This is a genomic window from Corynebacterium sp. BD556, assembly GCF_038452275.1.
Classification (GTDB): Bacteria; Actinomycetota; Actinomycetes; order Mycobacteriales; family Mycobacteriaceae; genus Corynebacterium; species Corynebacterium mayonis.
The window spans coordinates 1222302-1240152 of record NZ_CP141643.1; the positions used below are offsets into that span (position 1 = coordinate 1222302).

Below are 17851 nucleotides of genomic sequence, written 5' to 3' on the forward strand. Positions count from 1 at the left end.
ATTGCCCCGCTGTGGGGTAGGAAGATGGTCAATGATGAAGAAGTTTAAGAAACACACCCCGGAACAGATTGTGGTCAAGCTCGAGAAAGCTACCAAGCTCAAGGCGGAAGGTAAGACCAACGCCGATGTGGCTCGTCAGCTACAGATCAGTGAGGCAACTCTTGCTCGGTGGTCGAAGACGTACGGGCAGATGGACCGAACTCAAGCCAGGGAGCTTAAAGCGCTGCGTGATGAAAACGCCAAGCTCAAGAAGTTGTTGGGCGAAGCCGAGTTGGAGAAGGCTGCGCTCAAGGAGTTGGCTGAGGGAAACTTCTAAACCCCACGAGGCGCTATGACGCTGTCGGTCACCTCATCGAGGCGATGGGTCTATCCCAGCGTCGGGCGTGCCTGATTGTGGGGGTTTCTCGAAGCTCATTTCAACGGTCCCAGCAGTTAGCTAAGAATCCGGCGACGACTGATAAATATGCCGACCTGCGGCTCTGGCTTAACGCCTGGTCGGCTAGCTTTCCCCGGTGGGGCTATCGGAGGGCCTGGGTTAAAGCCCGTGACGAAGGCTTTGACGTCGGCCGTGATGCTGTTCGCCGCTTATGGCGCCAAGAAGGACTAAGGGTAATGCCACGAAAGAAGGCAAAACCGAAGAATCTCAACGATCCGACCCCGCGAGTCGAGCCAGCGACATGCCCGGATGATGTGTGGGCTCTGGATTTCCAGTTTGACTCCGACTACTACGGACACGCCTTCAAGGTCTGCAACGTTATTGATGAGTTCACCCGTGAACATATTGGGTTTATCGTTGACTGCCGCATCGATGCCTCAACGGTCACTGAATTGCTCGATGTCATCACCCTGACCCGTGGTAGGCGGCCTCGGGTGCTGCGGATGGATAACGGGCCTGAATTCATCAGTGCCGCGTTGGAAAAGTGGGCGAAGGAAGAAGACACGATTCGGTCGTTCATTCCGCCTGGACAGCCGTGGCATAACGGGTTTGTGGAATCCCTTCACAATCGGATGCGCGATGAACTTTTCGAACAGGAATGCTTCCTCGACGTTGCCCACGCGCGTCACTGTGTGGGCCTATGGTCGGACCGGTACAATACGTACCATCCTCACTCGGCGCTAGGATTCATCGCCCCAGAGGAATACAAGAAACAATGGTTACAAGCCGCTTAAGTCACCTGGCCCTAAAAACCAGACCACTCCACTGGCACGCTGGAAACATTTACGCACCGAACCTTCAAAAGCAACTTGCAGATCTCATTTCATTGGCGGCGGATCAAAACATGTCCGACCAAATTATTTTAGTTGGCGGATCCGCTGGTGGCTTTGCTTCACTCATCCTCGCTACACTGCTGCCGAACTCGACAGCCCTCGTGTGGAACCCACAGACGGATTTGCGACGCTACCACAAATCCTTCGTGGACCAATACGAGCGTTTAGCTTGGAGGGGAAAGTTTCCTCAGGGAGATGGTCTTCCTATCTTTTCCGCAGTCTCTCTCTACGCCGAAGCGGGAACCCAGGCACGCGTTTTGTACTTACAGGAGTTAAGCGACGAGCATCACGTCACCACCCATCTCGCCCCGTTCAAAAAGGCCGTAGAGAATAAGCCCGGCGTTTACTTCTACGAATCACGCTGGGGAGAAGGCCATACCCCCGCCCCGAAACCTTTGGTCAAGGAGTTCATACAGATGATTATTGACAAGTCATCGGAAGAAGATCTGACAAAACGCGGTTTTACTCAAGTTAAGACGAAATAGTTCCGCTCATTTTGCTGCCGCTTGCCTATCTCTAGTACAGAACAACTCCTCGACGGCATCATCGAATACAACTGTCGGCGGTGTATAGAAACGCTTTAACATTGCGATAATGTCGTCGGCGTATTTATCGTCGCCCTTTGCTTTCGCATGAGACCATTTGTCGTACCACTTGATGGCAGATTTCGCGGGTACATCAGTGACTATCTCGCCTTCATGTAGCCAAATGGCACGTGTACAGTGCTTTTTGATTGTTGACGAAGAGTGCGAAACGATAACGACCGTACTCGAGCCTTCGAGGAAGTTTTTCATTCGACTCTGCGCACGCGCGTTGAAGGAAGCATCCCCGGTTGCCAGTGCCTCGTCCACAAGAAGAATCTTCGGATGCACCGCAGTAGAGATAGCGAATTTCAGCCTTGCCCCCATACCCGAAGAATAGGTACTAAGTGGACGATTAATCGCATCTCCAATGGCCGTCCATTCAGCAATTTCTTCAACCAAAGCTTTTGCTTCGTCTAACTTTAAACCTTTAGCCAGCAAGCCAAGCAACACATTGTCGTAACCAGACAGATGGTTCTGCAATGCTGCTGAGACGCTTAGGAGAGAAGGCCTGTCGGCGACCATTATTGTGCCTGCAGTCGCATCTTCATTACCTGCCATCATCGACAGAAGGGTGGACTTCCCCGATCCGTTCGGCCCTAAAACACCAATAGATTCACCCTCATACGCAACGAATGATGCGTTTCGGACTGCGTGAACGACCGTCTTTTTCTTCCAAGGCAGAAAAACTCTACTGCCGTCTTTTGAGATCTCATAGTTCTTAGAAACGTTTTGGAACACCACCGTTGGCTTACCTGACACGAGAATAAGCTCCTTCAGCTTGCCAGAAGTAGATCAGCCCAATGACAAAGATGCCCACGGACCAGCATGTCAAATACACCCACTGCCATGGCGATGGAAATAACCCATCCAAAACGGGAGCACGAACCGAACTAAGGAACTGGTAAAGGGGGTTTAGCGTCATGATATCGGCCAAAAGAGGGTGGCTATTGAATCGATCGATGGAGAAAAATATTCCTGAAATGAAGAAAAGTCCCTGGACGAAAACTCGTATGAAGTTCTTCGCATCCGGCAGAAAAGCCGTAAGACGAGCGACGATCATCGTCGCTCCGGCTCCCCAAACGTGCATCAACACAAATAACACCGGAAGTGCGGTAAGCGCCCACGAAAAGCCGTGACCACCTTGGAAAATAAAAGCGCCAACGACGGCTACAAGTGCTGGAATGCTGTTCTCAAAAAAAGCTCTTACAGATGTTCCAATCGGAACCGACGCACGCGGAAAGTGGAAGGAGTCAATGACTCCCCTATTTTTTTGCACCAACCCTGATCCATTAGTAATACCCTTGGATAGAAACCGGAAATACACCACACCCAAAGTTAGAAATCCGAGGAAATTTTCAATACCTCGATTCGTATTGAGGATCAGTCCGAAGACAACTGTATATATAAGAATCTGAAAAACTGGGTCTAGGATGAGCCACAGCTTCCCCAAAAAGTTACCTTGACCTTCAGTGAAAGCTGAGCTCCGAGCTTGGAGGAGAATAAAATGGCGATTGACCCAAAGAGATCGAACATAAGCTCCAAGTGGCTGCCGCTGGTTTACGGATTCCAAGCCCCTTCGATCAACGAATACAACCGAGCCTTTTCCCCTTGTTTCCGCTTGAGCGGGCGCAGTTTCAGCTTCCCGCGAGACCGCCGAAGGGCTGCTCTTAGATGCCGAGGGGTGCTCACTCACAACCATGTACTCTCCTTGACAACTGCGCTTTGATTCCTCCTACTTTACAGCAGCGCTTGCGAGCGGAATCTAAGTGAATAGTCCGAAACCTCTCCGACGCCAAAGGCCCTCATTCCGCACTAAGGGAAAAGGGAAACAACGTGGTTGGAAGAAATCTAACCAAATGTAGTTAGTTGAGCCCGTAGCTAACCAGATGAGCGTTATTTGGCATGGATATTAGTGTCTACCAACCCTCAGGCATCGGATCCCCTAATTCAGCCAATCCAATAAGGAAGTGCAATAGTTTTATTCTCAGGTCACCTTTGACACCTTAACTTTGGCAAGGAGCCCTCACCCTGAATACACATTAGAACAAGTTGTGCGCGCTCTTCGAAATGTAGCCCGCTGGCGCTCTTTGAAAAGTAGCCCAGTGTGGTCGTTTGTTATTGTGCCTGATGTGGTTGCAGGGCGGGGGTTGTTGCGGGGTTTTCCCTTCCCTTGATGCGGTGGCTGGTGCCGCGGTGTTGGAAGATTTTGGCGTGGTGGACAATACGGTCAACCATGGCGGTGGCGACGGTGACGTCGCCGAAGCATTGCGCCCATTGGGAAAACGCCAGGTTGGATGTCACGATGATCGACCCGTGTTCGTATCGGCGTGAGACGAGTTGGAAGAACAGGTTCGCGGCGTCGGCCTCGACCGGGATGTAGCCGAGTTCGTCGATGATGAGCAGGTGGAAGTCGCTTAAGCGTTTCAGGGTTGGTTCTAGTTTGCCCATCGTGTGCGCTTCGGTGAGGGTGTTGACCCACCCAGCGGCAGTGTCGAAGAGTACTCGGTAGCCTTGCTGCGCTGCGGTGACGCCGAGTGCCGTGGCAAGGTGGGTTTTGCTGGTGCCGGGTGGGCCGAGCAGGACAACGTTTTCGGCGGTGGCGACCCAGGCGCCGGTTTCAAGACGGGCGATGTTTGCACGGTCGATGCCGGGTTGGGCGGTGAAGTCGAAGTCGGCGAGGGTTTTCATCGATGGGAAGCCGGCGCGTTTGACGCGTTGGGCGGCGCCTGATTCTGCTCTGGCAGTGGCTTCGACAGACAGCACCGCGGCGAGGTATTCCTCGTGCGTCCAGGATTCGGCGCGGGCTTGTTCGGCGATGGTGGCGTGGATGCTTGCGATGCGCGGCGCTTTGAGCTCTCTGGCGAAGCGGTGGATCGTCGCGGTGGTGTCGCTGGCTGGGGTGCGGGTCATGCGGTGGTCCTTTTAATTGGTGTTGAGCAGATGCGGTCGTAGACGCTTAAGTCGGCGACATCGACATCGAGGCTGGGTTTCGGTGCGGTCACGGCCGCGCGTTGGTGGCGCAGTACTTTGGCCGCGGCTTGGTGGGCGGGGTCGGTGATTGTTCGTCCTTTCGCCCAGATTCGCTGGTGGGTGGCGATTGTCTTTCCGCCGGGTCCGGTCACGATGACGTGGTTCAAGGTGGTGTGGACCGTCACGAGCCGGTCAACGTAGCCGGGGTCGACGCTGTAATGGTTGGTGTCGACGGTGACGTAGTAGTTGCGCGGCAGCCGTACTGCGGGGCGGGTGCCGAAGGTGGGCGCATACGGTGGCAGCGGTCGCATCCCGGCCCGATCGAGTCTGAACGCTTCAGTTGGCGAGGTTTTCAGCACTGCGTGTGTTCTCACGTTGGCTACGGTGGTGAACCATTCATCGAGTTGGGTTTGCACATCTTGTCGCGTGGTGAATCGCCGTGCCGGGAAGAACGAGGTTTTCATGTACCCGTTGGTGCGCTCAACGATGCCTTTGGATTCCGGATCTCTGGGTGGGGTTTGGACGATCTTGCAGCCCAAGGCACCGGCGAACGCGGCTACTGGGTCGCACAGTCGAGCTTTGCCGATGCCGGGTTCACGGTCCCATACCAGTCGAGTGGGAACTGCCGAAAACGTGTGCTCGAGCAGGTCCCACATCCCGGCTAGCAGATCGTCGGTGGTGCGCGACGGCAAGATCTGCGCCCCGGCGAAACGGGAATGAGCAGCAACCATCACCAACACCGGCAGCGTGCGAAACGCTCCTGTGTCATCGGGCAGCCCGCCCGGGGCGAAGGTTAAGTCGCACTGGATCTCATGTCCCGGCAGGTGGTCCAACGTGTCGACCGGATCTGGTGGAAGGTATTCCGGGCGTATTTTGGCTACGTTTTTGCGGAACCATGATTCCAAGCCTTCCCACCCGACGCGCTAAGCGATGACTTTCGCGTTCAACCGGGGTGAGGAGGTTGTGCGCCTCCGCCGAGGGACCACCACCATTACGCCTCCGCCAACGTGAATTTCTGAACCATCGATGTCGTCTCGCCACTTCCGCCAATACCTACTAGCCGCAAACTCGGAGTATCGCTTCTTAGAATCTCCCAACCAATTGCCCTCATCCGAGAATCCGTGCCCTTAAAACATGGCGTTTCATCGAGACTTTTCAGCACTTCAAGATGTTCGTGTTAGCCAACGCAAGTTTGGTGATAAATGCGTCGCAGTCGGCTCAGGAGAACCACCGTATAGAGTGGATTCATGCACGACGTGACAGTTTTTGGCAGTTGTATTTCTCGTGATGTCTTCTCCCAACCGCTAGAGCATCTTCGCCTCCGGGCGTATTTCGCGCGCAGCTCGTGGATTTCAGCCACCAGCGCTCCGGTACCCCGCCCCAAGCAGCCGTCATCCCTGGAGAGCTCTTTTCAACAGCGCATGCTCGAAAATGATTTCCGGTCGAGTGTTTTGCCCCAATTAGACCGCCTGGAACCGCAAATTTTGCTTTTAGACCTAGTAGACGAAAGAAGCGGAGTTCTGAGAACCATAGACGGCGGGTATATAACAGATCTTTCGGAGCTGAAGCACTCAGGCTGGCGCGACCAGCTCCGTGGACCACGAAAGGTTCCTTTCGGCAGCGATGAACACTTCGACTTATTCCGCGCGGCCACCCCCGCTGTATTTCGTGCAGCAAAGAAACATAAGATCGTTGTGCTCCAGTCGCTTTTTGCGACGCGCGATTTGGAGGGAGAAAGACTGGCTGACCTAAACGGGAGAGAAATCACCGAATGGAACAATCTTTACTCTCCATATTTCACATTCCTCGATGATTTTGGGGCAAATATCTTAAAAGTGCCTGAAGAACTTTGTGTGGCGGATTCCAACCATAGATGGGGAACGGCCCCTTACCACTACATCCCAGAATTCTATGAATGGGTCGCTAAAGAGCTTGAGAGGTCCGGTGGAGATGAAGACAGCAGGCGTTGATACATTTCCACGAGCTTCGTCGCATTAGCTTGCCATGTGTGCTTCAACGCCCATTCAATGGATCTTTGATCCTGTGCAGGATTAGACTCCACTCCCCGAAGAACTCGTGCGAGATCCTCGACCGATTCCGGGCGATGGTACGTCGCTAGTCCACCCGTAATCTCTCGGAGAGCCGGAAGGTCACTAGCGATAACAGGAATTCCGAGAGCCTGCGCCATTAATGGTTTGATGGGAGTAACCGTACGGCACACCTCCGTGTCTTTTCGTGGGACAACAAAAGCGTCCAAACAGGCGTACCACTTCCAAATTGATTCGTTCGGTTGTTTTCCCACGAACTTCACACGATCCGCTACGTTCAAACGATCTACCAAATTTTCCAGACGGGGTCGATCCACGCCTTCACCTACGATGAGCAAAAACACATCGCTTACTTGAGCCACAGCGCGAATCAAGTCATCAAAGCCTTCGTATTGCACCAACGATGAGATGCTTCCTACCCAGGTAACGTCATGGGCAAGTCCGAGCTCGGTTCGAATTCCCCTTCGGTCACATTTCATGCCGACATACTTCGCTTCAACTGCATTTGGGACAACGACAATCTTCTTTGGATCGACTCCTCTTTCAACAAGATTCTCTCGAGAGACTTCACTGAGGACCACTACTCCACTCGCTTGTTGCATCGCAAAAGTTTCACGTGCGCGGGATCCACGGTAGTAATCAGAAGCCTTGCGGAGAGGTTGTTCTGCCTTCGGCTGGCGCGAAAGCCACGTCTTTTCCGGCTCTCCCCTTACCTCATAAACCCAAGGAATTCCCAGTTCGCGAGCTGCTTTCGACACCACGAGGGCATTCTTGTAGTCCGTCGTAGTATGCAAGATCGTCGCTTCATTTTCGCGCGCAAGATCTGCCAACATCCGTGCGGATTTTTCTATGCGCACACGCATGCTCGACCTATAAATCCACGGGATTTGGCGGCAGTACTCCACATCTCCAACGCGTTCTACATCTCCGCCTGGGAACCTTCCAACCACGAGCGGATAGGCGTAACGGGTGGCCGCCAGAGTTTTGATCCCTTCATCAGAAAGCGCTTGCAACAAACCTTGGCTCCGAAAAGTGTATCCGGAGGTTGTATGAGGAAGACTATTGGTCAACATAAACAATGGGCGAATAGCGCTGTTCCTGCCCCCTACCACGCCGGGATAAATTTGCATTCGGAGGACTTCGAGTGTTTGCCTCGCGACCCGCGGCAACGCCCTGCTCCGAGTACGAATCCATTGAGAGAAAGTTAGTCGACGAGACGCAAGAAAGCCCAAATCTCCTTTCTCGAACGCAGTTCGCAAAAACTCAGTCTCATTTCCCTGAGACTTATTTGGCGAGGCAAAAGGTACGCGCACACCAGACTGGCGGAGACGTTCGCGGATCTTTTCTGCTAACAGCTCCGGATTTTCCATACCCAAGCGAGCTGTTGAAGTTAGAAGAACTACGACGAGTTTGAGTGGAAACAAAGCCCTCACAGCAATTCCTTCAGCGCGTTTGGATGAAATCAAGCAGTGATCTCACGGCGCTCGGCACGATGTCGTCCCGCTGCTTTTTAACCCACTGGGCGCCCGTGCTATCCACGAGCAACCGCGACCTATTCGAACTAAGACTTATCCATAGATCAGCGAGTTCATGCGGAGAATTCGGCTCAACCACGTCACCGGCCCTTAGCTGTCGGGTCAGTTCAGCGCTTTCACCTCGTGCTACGCAGGAGATATGCAAACCGACCTGCATTAGCTCGTACAATTTCGAAGGTACCGTACGAGTGAGTGGTTTCCAGTCTGCAAGATGCACTAACGCCGTGTCCGCCCAAGCATAATGCTCATTGAGAGATTCGGCCGGATGACGACGCTCAAAGGTGACTAGGGTTCCCAGCTCTTTACTTAGTTTTTGCAGCGTCGGCTTCGCGGCGCCTGCTCCAACCAACCTCAGCTCGACGCGACATCCGCGATTCTTGCAAACCCTAACCGCTTCGATTGCGTTTTGCAGATCCTGAGATCGTCCCATCGTACCGGCATACAAGATATGCAATGTGTTATCGGGTTGAGTTGGACGGGATTTCTTCTGCACTACGGTTTTCGCGGGAAACACATTGCGAACCGTCGCTATATAAGGCATCTGATCTCCCCGCTTAATCGCGGCTCGATTGCCAAGCGAGACACTCAGCTCCTCCGATGTAGAGATAATCGCATCAGAGTTGCGGAGAACGTTATTCAGTCCGTGTTGAGTTATGAAGGCAATTATCTGTAGCGGCCCTAGCGACAGGATCTTTTGCCTCATTGATTTTCTACCCAGTCCAGCGTTCCAGCTATCGCTCTGCTGCAACAAATCGGGCCAAGCATCACGCAAATCGATAACGTATGGAACTCGAAAATACTTTGCGAGCAAACGAGCAACGAAGGCTGACGGTAAGGCAGGAACCGTACCTATGATGACATCAGGGCGGTACCCATCGAGAACTTTACGCAGACGAGCACCCTCCACGAGTTGACAGAGTGCGATAAATGCTTGAGCAATTGCGCGTGATGTCAACGATGTGCCGTTAGGAAAAGACCCGCTACGGGCTATTCTCTCATCACTCGGACCAGTTTCGACAATGTTTGTCGGTTTCCACAGCCCAGTTCGAAGCCATTGATCGAAAGATATCTTCCGGTCATACCCCGGAGGAGGGGCTATAACGGTTACTCGGTGGCCTTGGTTGTGTAGAACTTCCGCTAGCCACGTCCATCGACGCTGTGGGACCCCATTTTCGGGGTACCAATACTGCGAGACTACTAGGATTTCCACGGGGCAACCTTACGCAAGAGCATCTTCACCGATCCAAAAAGGTATCACTCACCTTCTTGGGATGTGCAAATAATATTACTGGTTTATCTTCGCTTTATTCCCAGATCCCCTTGGTGTCAATAACTACCGCGCCTTCAAGCTGGGAGCGATCCAGGGCAACGAATTCTTTGTGGTTTACAAGGAGAAGAACAACCTCAGCATCAGCAATCGCATCTTCCAAATCTTGCTTCTTCAAATTTTCCATTTGCTGCAGCGATTCCGGAAGATCGTCAACATTCGGCTCAACAACTCGGATGTCAAGGAGAGGGTTTTCCTTCGCCAACCGCTTCACAATTTCAAGAGAAGGCGACTCTCGGAGATCATCAATATCATTCTTGAAGGCAATACCTAGTGCCGCAACGACGGCATCGGGTCGGTCAACAACCGCCTCTTTAACCTTCTCTATAACCCAGTCCGGTTTCGAGTCGTTGACCTCACGGGCCATCCGAATGATGCGCGAAGTCTCGGGCGCCGAAGAAACGATGAACCACGGATCGACGGCGATACAGTGACCACCGACACCCGGCCCCGGCTGAAGAATGTTCACCCTCGGGTGGTGGTTGGCAAGTTCAATAAGCTCCCAGACGTTGATACCCAAGTCGTCGCAGATCAGGGAGAGTTCATTCGCAAACGCGATGTTGACGTCTCGGAATGAGTTCTCTGTGAGCTTGGCCATCTCCGCCGTTGTTGCGTCAGTTTCGAGAAGCTCCGCAGTACAAAACGTGGAGTACAAATCAACCGCTAGCTTTGTCCCTCGAGGAGTGAGGCCACCAATCACCCGATCATTGCTCTCCATCTCCTCCATGATCCGTCCCGGCAGCACCCGCTCCGGACAGTGCGCCACGAAAATGGCATTCTCATCATCTTCATTGATAGACAGATCAGGGCGAAGCTCAATGAGTTTTTCAGCCATGTGACGAGTCGTGCCAGGAGGCGAGGTCGACTCGAGGACTACGAGCGCGCCGGCGGAGAGATGCGGCGCGAGCGCCGCCGAGGCGGCGTCAATGTATTTTGTATCCACTTTGTGTCCTTCAGCGAAGGGAGTGGGCACGCAAACGATGTAGGCATCGGCGGGCACATGCTCAGCCTGAGCGACGAGAAGTCCCTCCTTCACCACCCTTTCAAGCAAAGCATCGAAGCCGGGCTCAACAAAGGGCACTTCTCCTCTGTTAACCGATTCCACGTACCGAGGGTTGACATCAACCCCGGTCACTTTGATTCCTTTCGAGGCTATGAAAGCAGCCGTAGGCAAGCCTATGTAACCCAAGCCGACCACAGATACTTTCTCGAATACTGCAGAATCTTCAGCCTTCACCGACATCTCATCCCTTTCTCAACCCGAACCGGTACAACCTTACACCTAAACGCAGGACTTTTTAATATTCTGCCAATAACACAATTATGAAGGAACACTGTGCCAAAAAGTGCTTTTACACTGGCGATTTGTTGTTGCGGTTCGCGATCGCTAGAGTATCTACATGTTGCAGCGAGCAGCTATAACGACATATTCCTCCATAGCTCAGTTGGCAGAGCATTCGACTGTTAATCGAAGGGTCACTGGTTCGAGCCCAGTTGGAGGAGCGGCAAACCCGAGGCGAAAGTCTCGGGTTTTTTGTTGTAGCGACACGCAGCCGGGTTAAGTAGCAAAAAGTGTGTCCGCTCGGCGTGTTGCGGGGCGGGCACACCGCTTGTTACTTCATGGGGCCTTTTCTGATTCCTATCGAGTGTTCGTACTCGGTTGGGATAGCGTTGTCGTAGAAGGCTGGTCGGCCTGTTTCCTGGTCGGCTTTGTTGTGGTCTTCTTCGACAAGATCGTTGACTTTGGCGAGTTGATCTTGGCCGAAATTGCACTGCCTGGCGATCTTTAATGGGTCGTCAGGCAGTTGCGTTTTCGAGTGCAGGTACCACTCGAGCATTCTGCGTTGGCGTTCCCCGGACCTGCCGCGATGCGCGTCGGCGATGCGTTTGAGCTGGGCGTTGACGCCGCCTTCCAGACTGTTTGTCGTTGAAGCCCAGCGTTGAGGCTCAAGCGCATTCGGTGGTGGCTGCAGGTAGGTAAACAGCCATCCTTTCCGTGAGAGGTGCAGCAGGGAGTTGTATGCCTTGCGAACTCGCAGATGGGTCCATTCCCACTGGTTGTTGAGTGTGCGGCGCTCTTTTGGCACGAGCGTTTTCTCATTGAGGAATGCTGTAAATGCCTGTCCGAAGTCGTGCAGGCGTAGTGTCCAGTCGCGTGCTTGGTCCAAGGTGGTGATACGGGTCAATTTCAACGCCAGGGCGTAGATGGCTTTGCCGGCGTCGGTGCGTGGTCGTGATGTGGTGTAGTGGCGGATGACGCGTTGCGCATGGACGAGGCATCGTTGGATCATCGCGTTCGGCCAGCAGGCTTTAATCGCAGTAAGTGCGCCTTGTCCGCCGTCGAGGACGACGCAGAGCGGCTCAGCGATTTTGCGGAGTAGCTGCGTGTAGGCGTGGGCGGTTTCGTGTTTGGTCCAGTGCCATGCGATGACGTGGTCGTGGCTGGCTGCGACGAGCAAGCATCCGGCGGCGGTGTAGGTGCCGTCGATGAAGATCTGGTCGTAGACGCGCTGTGGGTCACCGTCGTTGGGGATGTCGATGAGCCAGAACGGTTTGAATCGGCGGTCAAGTGTCCAACGGCTTACCCCTTGTTGCTGGGCGAGTTCAGACAACGTTGCCGTGGAGGTGGCATAAGAGACGAAGGCTTTAAAGTCGCGGGCCTGCGTGCGGTCGGTGCGGGTTCGTGTCGTGGAACTGCCGCAGTTCGGGTCCTTGCATCGCCACCTGGTTGTGCCTTTAGAAGTGGTTCCGTTTTTCTTCATTTGCCCAGCGCATATCGGGCATCGTGGTCTGTTTTTACTCACCCGGAAAGCACACCAAACCCCCGTTTAGCACATGCAGGTGCCATTCCGGTGGATTGAACACTAATCGGGCGGATATAAGGTCTTGATGCTTATTCCCGCCCGATTTACCCGTACTGATCAGTAATAATGCTGAAAGTTAGACACACTTTCTGCTACTTAACCCCACGCAGCCAGTGCGGGCCACGCAACTTTTAGCCCACGACTTCTGACTCAAATTCGGGGATGCGCTCCCCCACTCCGACCAATGCCGCGATGGCTGCCACTGCGCGCGCGGCGGCTTTGCCGTCACCGTAGGGGTTTACCGCGTTCGCCATCGCTCCATACGTTGCTTCGGAATCAAGTAACGTCGTGACCTCGGCAACAATACGTCCGCGATCTGTCCCGACAAGTTTCACCGTTCCGGCCACAACGGCCTCTGGCCGTTCGGTATTCTTCCTCATCACGAGAACCGGTTTGCCCAAAGAAGGCGCTTCCTCTTGCACTCCACCAGAGTCGGTCAGCACGAGATAAGCCCGGTTCATCAGTGCGGTGAACTGGTCGTACGGCAGTGGGTCGGTGATTATTACGTTTGGCAGATCCTCCACCTCCGGCAGCACCGCGTCTCGCACCTTGGGGTTGAGGTGAAGCGGCAAGGCAAAGACGTGGTCAGGGTAGGCCTTGGCCAAATCCTGGACAGCACCGCCGATCTCTTTCATTGCTTCCAAGTTTTCGCGGCGGTGTGTAGTGACGAGCACCACGCGCTGATCGGTGTCGGCGAGGGACCGAAGACGCTCATCAAAGAAGTCGACTTTCCACCGGGATGCGGCGATGAGGGCATCGATCACGGTATTTCCGGTGACCACGATGTCCTTGCTGCGGAAGTTTTCCCGTCGCAGGTTTTCGCGGGACTCGCTGGTCGGGGCAAGATGAAGGCTGGCCACCTGCCCGATGATTTTGCGGTTCGCTTCCTCCGGAAAGGGGGAAAAGATGTTACCTGTGCGCAGTCCAGCTTCGAGATGAACGACCTTGATCCCCCGGTGAAACGCCGCTAAAGCGGCAACCATGGCGGTGCTGGTGTCGCCCTGGGCGATGATCACGTCGGGATCTTCCGACTCAATAATTTCGTCTAGTCCGGCCATAGCGCGAGATACCAATTCATTTAGCGATTGTCCGGGCTTCATCAGCTCCATGTCGTGGTCGGGCGTAATCCCAAAGCGATTGTTTACCTGCTCAAGCATTTCCCGGTGCTGCCCGGTGGAGACGACAACAGTCTCAAACCTGTCATCCTTTTGCAAAGCTGTGATGACGGGGGCGACTTTGATTGCCTCCGGGCGCGTGCCGTAGACAGTCATGATTTTGGGTTTGGGGGCGTGCATAGAAACCTCGAAAAAGTAAAAAAGTTCGCTTAATTTCTTTTCAATGTTACGGGATTTTCAGTGGATTCACAGGGGAACCGTCGGTCGGCGTCGCCAAGCGTGTGTTGGGTACGATGGGGCGCATGATTCAATTCGTTGTCGGCGCCGCCGCCGGGTACGTGTTCGGCACGAAGGCGGGCAGGAAGCGCTACCACCAAATCGTCGATGCCACTCGCGCCGTGGCGAATTCGCCGCTTACTCGACAGGTGGTCAGGTCGGGGCGCAAGGCCATCGCGGACAAACTCGATCCCGAGCCCCGCATGCGGGAAGTCAAAGATTCGCGAAAACGCGGCGCGGTAAGAGGCAAAGAACATTCCTCTGAGCAGGACCAAATTTTTGAGCCCGACACTGACTAAAATCAACCTAAAATCAACCGCGACCGCTGCTGCGCCAAAGCATTTGGGCTGCGGCGGTTTTCGTGTCGCTAGTGGCCCTCAAGCAAACTTGCGACGATCCCATCGAGAATGTCTTTCTCGCTGATGACCACGGATTGCAAGCCGGAGGATTCCGCTAGATCGAGGATTTCCTCCACGATGAGCGAGCCGGCTGCAATGACGTCTGCGCGGCCGGGGTGGATTACCGGGTTGGCGCGGCGCTCGTCGGCAGTTTGCTTGCGCAGGGTGCGTGTGGTGGTGCGCAATGCGTCGATAGGCAACTCCGACATGTGAATGCGTTGCGGTTCGTACATGTCGAGTCCTTGGGTGAGGGCTGACAAGGTGGTGAAGGTGCCGGCGCAGCCGATGAAGGTGCGGGAGGCGTCGATAAGCGAGGCGACCTGCGTCAGCCTCTCGCGTACATAGGCGCGCGTCTGTGCGGTCTCGTCCTCGGTGGGCGGGTCGGACTGTAAGAAGCGCTCAGTCAACCGCACGCAGCCCATGCGCGTGGAGATGGCGTCTTGTGCGGTGACGAACTCCGTGGAGCCGCCGCCTAAGTCGATGACGCAAAACGGGCCGCGTTGCGGGTCAAGATCCGCCGTAGCACCAGCAAACGACAGTTTCGCTTCTTCTGCGCCGCTAATGACGTCGGCGTGTTTGCCCACTTCGACGCGGCTGAGCAGGGCGCGCGTCATGGCGAAGAACTCATCGCGGTTTTTCACATCACGCATCGCGGACGTTGCCACCATACGCACCCTTTTGACCCCTTCGCGCACCATCTCATCGACGTATCCGGCAAGCGCAACCCTCGTGCGCTCAATCGCCTCGGGGGCAAGCTCACCTGATTCGTCGACGCCTTGACCCAAACGAACGATGGTGTTGCGGCGCGAAATCTCACTCAGGCTGCCGTCAGGGTTGACCTCAACGATGAGCAGGCGGATGGAATTGGTGCCGCAATCCACCCCCGCTACGCGCAGGGAATCAGTCACTCCAGATCCTCCCCTGCTTCCGCAAGCGAAATGCCAAGCTCATCAGTGGTGGGCCAATCGGCGGGGATGGCGGTGCCGCGCAGGTTGCCGTGCTCGGCGGCCAAAGCAGTTGCCTCCGTACCCAAACGGAAATGCTCAGGGCCTTTTGCCAGGGCGTAGGCAATGAGCACATGGAGGCACTTCACCCGCTCCGGCATACCACCGCCCGAAAAGTCCGTGCCGAGGTCCTCGATGGCGTTGCGCTCGGCAAGATAGTGCTCGTGGGCCCGCCGGTAATCAGCTTTAAGTTCAGGGTCTTTGGCCAGGCGGGACTCCATCCACTTCATCACCTGCGCAACCTCAAGCCGACTCGCCTCAGCGGTCAAGCGTGGGTCGGTGAGGTAATACAGGGTTGGGAAGGGGGTGCCGTCATCAAGCTTCGGCGCTGTTTTTAGCACCGCAGGCTGGCCATCGGGGGTGCGATAAGCAATGGCGAGCACCCCGCGCGGGGCGCGGCCGAGCTGCTCACGGACGATGTCAAGGTCGTGCTGGCTGACGGTCATGGGGGCGATTTTACCGGGGCGGTTTTATTGGGGCGGTTTTATTGGGGCGGTTTGGCCAGCGATGGCAGCTCCCGGCCACGCTGCGCAACCAGCAGGATAATCTTTCGAGTTTTTTGTTTCTTCCGGTTTAGGTTGACGGTTTGAATACTCCGCACACCCTATACCGGGACCGCAACTCAATCCTGCTGCCCCTCCCAATCTCGTACAAACGCTTGACCCCAGCCGGTTTATCGAGCGCCCTCCTTCGCCCTCCGCGAGGTTGCCTGCCATAACGAGAAGGAAAAGCGAAGTCGCGAGGCGCTCGATGCGCTGACCGCTGACGCAACTGCGAATGGGCTGTACGAGGCGATACCCGTAAAGTACGAAAGTGCCCTACAGCGGGCGTGCAACTCCGCTTCCCCGGCTCAAAGGAGCGGGGCTCGTGGCATAGCTGGACACTTGTTAGGCCCAACTATTCGCCACAGCAGCTCGCGCTCACATATGGTGAAGTGCCCCGTAACTCAGGTGAATAACACCACGTAAACGCAACCCTAATGACAATAACTTTCAATACAAACCTATCGTTGCGATATTGAGTAGGTTGGGGTGCATGGCTGATCACACCTACACACTAGATTCCTCCAAACCCTTCACCGACCAGGACGTTTTGGGCCACAACCGCTGGCACCCAGAGATCCCCGCGATCATCAACGTCAAGCCGGGACAGACAGTGCGCGCCGAGTCGCGCGAATGGTTCGACGGTTTCATCAAAAACGACGACTCCGCCGAGGACATCCTCCACGTCCCCTTCACCAAACCCCACCAGCTCACCGGCCCGTTCCGCATCGAGGGTGCGAAGCCGGGTGACCTGCTCGTCGTCGAGCTTCTCGACGTCGGCCCCCTCAGCGAATCCGACAACCCCGGCGAGCTTGCCGGCGAGGGCTGGGGCTACACCGGCATCTTCGCCGCGAAGCACGGCGGCGGCTTCCTCCACGAATACTTCCCCGACGCCTACAAGGCCATTTGGGACTTCAAGGACAACAAAGCGACCTCCCGCCACATCCCCGGCGTGTCCTTCGAAGGCATGATCCACCCCGGCGTGATGGGCACCGCGCCCAGCCCGGAGCTGCTTGCCCGCTGGAACAAGCGCGAAGCGGCCCTCATCGCCACCGACCCGCACCGCTTCCCACCCTTGGCCGTCGCCCCGCAACCCATCGACGCTCTCCTTGGAACCTACGATGGCGGGGACGCCGAGCGGATCAAGCACGAAGCAGCCGTGTCCGTTCCGCCGCGTGAGCACGGCGGCAACATGGACATCAAAAACCTCACCGCCGGCAGCCGCATCTTCTTCCCGGTTTTTGTCGAAGGCGCCAACTTCTCCTTCGGCGACCTCCACTTCTCCCAGGGCGACGGCGAGATCACTCTCTGCGGCGCGATCGAAATGGGCGGCTACGTCGAATTTGCTGTAGACATCATTCCTGACGGGATGAATACCTACAAGATTGGTGGCGCGCCGGTCTTTGTCCCCGGGCAACAAGGCCCGAAGTACGACGACTACCTCACCTTCACGGGTATTTCCGTGACCAATGAGGGCGAACAGCGCCACTTCGATGCTTTCTTGGCTTACCAAAACGCCGTCAAGAACTGCATTGATTACTTGACCACCTTCGGATACACGAAGGAGCAGGCCTTCCTGCTTCTCGGCGCCGCGCCCATCGAGGCCCACTTCTCCGCCGTTGTGGACTACCCGAACGCTTGCGCCACGTTGTACCTGCCCACCGAAATCTTCGACTTCGACATCAAACCGTCGACGTCTGCACCGCACCAGATCCCGGACAACAAGCAAGCCCCGCACGCCGCGGCCTCAACCCTGTCTGAGGAAGACATCGTCCGCTCAGTGCCGCAAGGCGACGACGAGCGCCTCGCGCTGGTGAAGAAACTTGCCGGCTCCGACGCCGTTTTGCGCAGCACCCACTTCAACGAATGGCATAAGCACTAGCCAGGGCTGAAGCCAAGCCGGCGCCCCCGGATTCCGG

General features: G+C 55.4%; 16 protein-coding genes, 1 tRNA gene and 1 pseudogene. 7 read left to right on the forward strand and 11 right to left on the reverse strand.

The annotated features are described in order from the left end of the window. The first annotated feature begins 31 nt into the window (after positions 1–31). The 3 genes and pseudogenes from VLL26_RS05705 (at position 32) to VLL26_RS05715 (ending at position 1754) form a co-directional block, all read left to right on the forward strand. A complete protein-coding gene (locus tag VLL26_RS05705; RefSeq protein ID WP_342318170.1) occupies positions 32–316 on the forward strand; it encodes a transposase in 285 nt (94 codons plus the stop codon). Between the two features lie 11 nt (positions 317–327). Continuing rightward, positions 328–1170 (forward strand): annotated as a pseudogene (locus tag VLL26_RS05710) (IS3 family transposase); the annotation flags it as partial. Continuing rightward, positions 1152–1754 carry a hypothetical protein gene (locus VLL26_RS05715; RefSeq protein WP_342318175.1) on the forward strand — a complete coding sequence of 201 codons (603 nt, stop codon included), beginning with the start codon at positions 1152–1154 and terminating at the stop codon, positions 1752–1754. The pseudogene VLL26_RS05710 and the gene VLL26_RS05715, both read left to right, overlap by 19 nt. Before the next feature lie 6 nt (positions 1755–1760). On the opposite strand, the gene VLL26_RS05720 is transcribed toward VLL26_RS05715, so the two are convergent. The 4 genes from VLL26_RS05720 to VLL26_RS05735 form a co-directional block, all read right to left on the reverse strand. After that, positions 1761–2612 carry an ABC transporter ATP-binding protein gene (locus tag VLL26_RS05720; protein WP_342318176.1) on the reverse strand — a complete coding sequence of 284 codons (852 nt, stop codon included), beginning with the start codon at positions 2610–2612 and terminating at the stop codon, positions 1761–1763. Continuing rightward, entirely contained in the window at positions 2602–3546 is a 945-nt protein-coding gene (locus VLL26_RS05725) for an ABC transporter permease (RefSeq protein ID WP_342318177.1), read from the reverse strand. The genes VLL26_RS05720 and VLL26_RS05725 overlap by 11 nt, the downstream gene beginning before the upstream one ends. 422 nt (positions 3547–3968) lie before the next feature. After that, positions 3969–4763: an IS21-like element helper ATPase IstB gene (gene istB / locus VLL26_RS05730; RefSeq protein ID WP_342318178.1), complete on the reverse strand. Its 795-nt coding sequence runs from the start codon at positions 4761–4763 to the stop codon at positions 3969–3971. Continuing rightward, positions 4760–5728, reverse strand: a complete 969-nt coding sequence (locus tag VLL26_RS05735; RefSeq protein ID WP_342318179.1) for a Mu transposase domain-containing protein — start codon at positions 5726–5728, stop codon at positions 4760–4762. Before VLL26_RS05735 ends, istB begins: the two co-directional genes overlap by 4 nt. Before the next feature lie 342 nt (positions 5729–6070). Here VLL26_RS05735 and VLL26_RS05740 point away from each other — a divergent pair, with 342 nt between their 5' ends. After that, on the forward strand, positions 6071–6793 hold the full coding sequence (locus VLL26_RS05740; RefSeq protein WP_342318180.1) for a DUF6270 domain-containing protein: 723 nt from the start codon (positions 6071–6073) through the stop codon (positions 6791–6793). On the opposite strand, the gene VLL26_RS05745 is transcribed toward VLL26_RS05740, so the two are convergent. The 3 genes from VLL26_RS05745 to wecC all read right to left on the reverse strand — a co-directional run bounded on the left by VLL26_RS05745 (position 6733) and on the right by wecC (position 10976). Beyond that, positions 6733–8304, reverse strand: coding sequence for a glycosyltransferase family 4 protein (locus VLL26_RS05745; protein ID WP_342318181.1), 1572 nt, complete (start codon positions 8302–8304; stop codon positions 6733–6735). The genes VLL26_RS05740 and VLL26_RS05745 overlap by 61 nt on opposite strands. A 10-nt stretch (positions 8305–8314) precedes the next feature. Further along, positions 8315–9616, reverse strand: a complete 1302-nt coding sequence (locus VLL26_RS05750) for a glycosyltransferase family 4 protein (protein ID WP_342318182.1) — start codon at positions 9614–9616, stop codon at positions 8315–8317. A 94-nt stretch (positions 9617–9710) separates the two neighbouring features. Continuing rightward, complete coding sequence (gene wecC / locus VLL26_RS05755) at positions 9711–10976, reverse strand: UDP-N-acetyl-D-mannosamine dehydrogenase (protein ID WP_425292252.1); 1266 nt, start codon at positions 10974–10976, stop codon at positions 9711–9713. A 187-nt stretch (positions 10977–11163) separates the two neighbouring features. Here wecC and VLL26_RS05760 point away from each other — a divergent pair. Next, positions 11164–11236 (forward strand) — tRNA-Asn (locus VLL26_RS05760). 110 nt (positions 11237–11346) lie between these two features. Here the strand turns inward: VLL26_RS05760 and VLL26_RS05765 are convergent. After that, positions 11347–12537: an IS1249 family transposase gene (locus tag VLL26_RS05765; protein ID WP_425292253.1), complete on the reverse strand. Its 1191-nt coding sequence runs from the start codon at positions 12535–12537 to the stop codon at positions 11347–11349. 191 nt (positions 12538–12728) lie between these two features. Next, complete coding sequence (gene wecB, locus VLL26_RS05770) at positions 12729–13868, reverse strand: non-hydrolyzing UDP-N-acetylglucosamine 2-epimerase (RefSeq protein WP_342318185.1); 1140 nt, start codon at positions 13866–13868, stop codon at positions 12729–12731. 146 nt (positions 13869–14014) lie between these two features. On the opposite strand from wecB, the gene VLL26_RS05775 reads away from it, so the two are divergent. Further along, positions 14015–14287, forward strand: a complete 273-nt coding sequence (locus tag VLL26_RS05775) for a hypothetical protein (protein WP_342318186.1) — start codon at positions 14015–14017, stop codon at positions 14285–14287. A 68-nt stretch (positions 14288–14355) separates the two neighbouring features. Here the strand turns inward: VLL26_RS05775 and VLL26_RS05780 are convergent, their stop codons facing one another. After that, on the reverse strand, positions 14356–15294 hold the full coding sequence (locus VLL26_RS05780; protein WP_342318187.1) for a Ppx/GppA phosphatase family protein: 939 nt from the start codon (positions 15292–15294) through the stop codon (positions 14356–14358). Further along, the gene (locus VLL26_RS05785) at positions 15291–15836 is read right to left on the reverse strand and encodes a DUF501 domain-containing protein (RefSeq protein WP_342318188.1); all 546 of its coding nucleotides are present in this window, start codon (positions 15834–15836) and stop codon (positions 15291–15293) included. Before VLL26_RS05785 ends, VLL26_RS05780 begins: the two co-directional genes overlap by 4 nt. Before the next feature lie 589 nt (positions 15837–16425). Between VLL26_RS05785 and fmdA the strand changes: the two genes are divergently transcribed. Then, complete coding sequence (gene fmdA, locus VLL26_RS05790) at positions 16426–17814, forward strand: formamidase (protein ID WP_342318189.1); 1389 nt, start codon at positions 16426–16428, stop codon at positions 17812–17814. Positions 17815–17851 lie beyond the last annotated feature (37 nt).

Bases quoted from the DNA above. Each gene is read 5' to 3' on its own strand.
- VLL26_RS05705 (WP_342318170.1), top strand. From the start codon at position 32: ATGATGAAGAAGTTTAAGAAACACACCCCGGAACAGATTGTGGTCAAG.
- VLL26_RS05715 (WP_342318175.1), top strand. From the start codon at position 1,152: ATGGTTACAAGCCGCTTAAGTCACCTGGCCCTAAAAACCAGACCACTC.
- istB (WP_342318178.1), bottom strand. From the start codon at position 4,763: ATGACCCGCACCCCAGCCAGCGACACCACCGCGACGATCCACCGCTTC.
- VLL26_RS05740 (WP_342318180.1), top strand. From the start codon at position 6,071: ATGCACGACGTGACAGTTTTTGGCAGTTGTATTTCTCGTGATGTCTTC.
- wecC (WP_425292252.1), bottom strand. From the start codon at position 10,976: ATGTCGGTGAAGGCTGAAGATTCTGCAGTATTCGAGAAAGTATCTGTG.
- wecB (WP_342318185.1), bottom strand. From the start codon at position 13,868: ATGACTGTCTACGGCACGCGCCCGGAGGCAATCAAAGTCGCCCCCGTC.
- VLL26_RS05775 (WP_342318186.1), top strand. From the start codon at position 14,015: ATGATTCAATTCGTTGTCGGCGCCGCCGCCGGGTACGTGTTCGGCACG.
- VLL26_RS05785 (WP_342318188.1), bottom strand. From the start codon at position 15,836: ATGACCGTCAGCCAGCACGACCTTGACATCGTCCGTGAGCAGCTCGGC.
- fmdA (WP_342318189.1), top strand. From the start codon at position 16,426: ATGGCTGATCACACCTACACACTAGATTCCTCCAAACCCTTCACCGAC.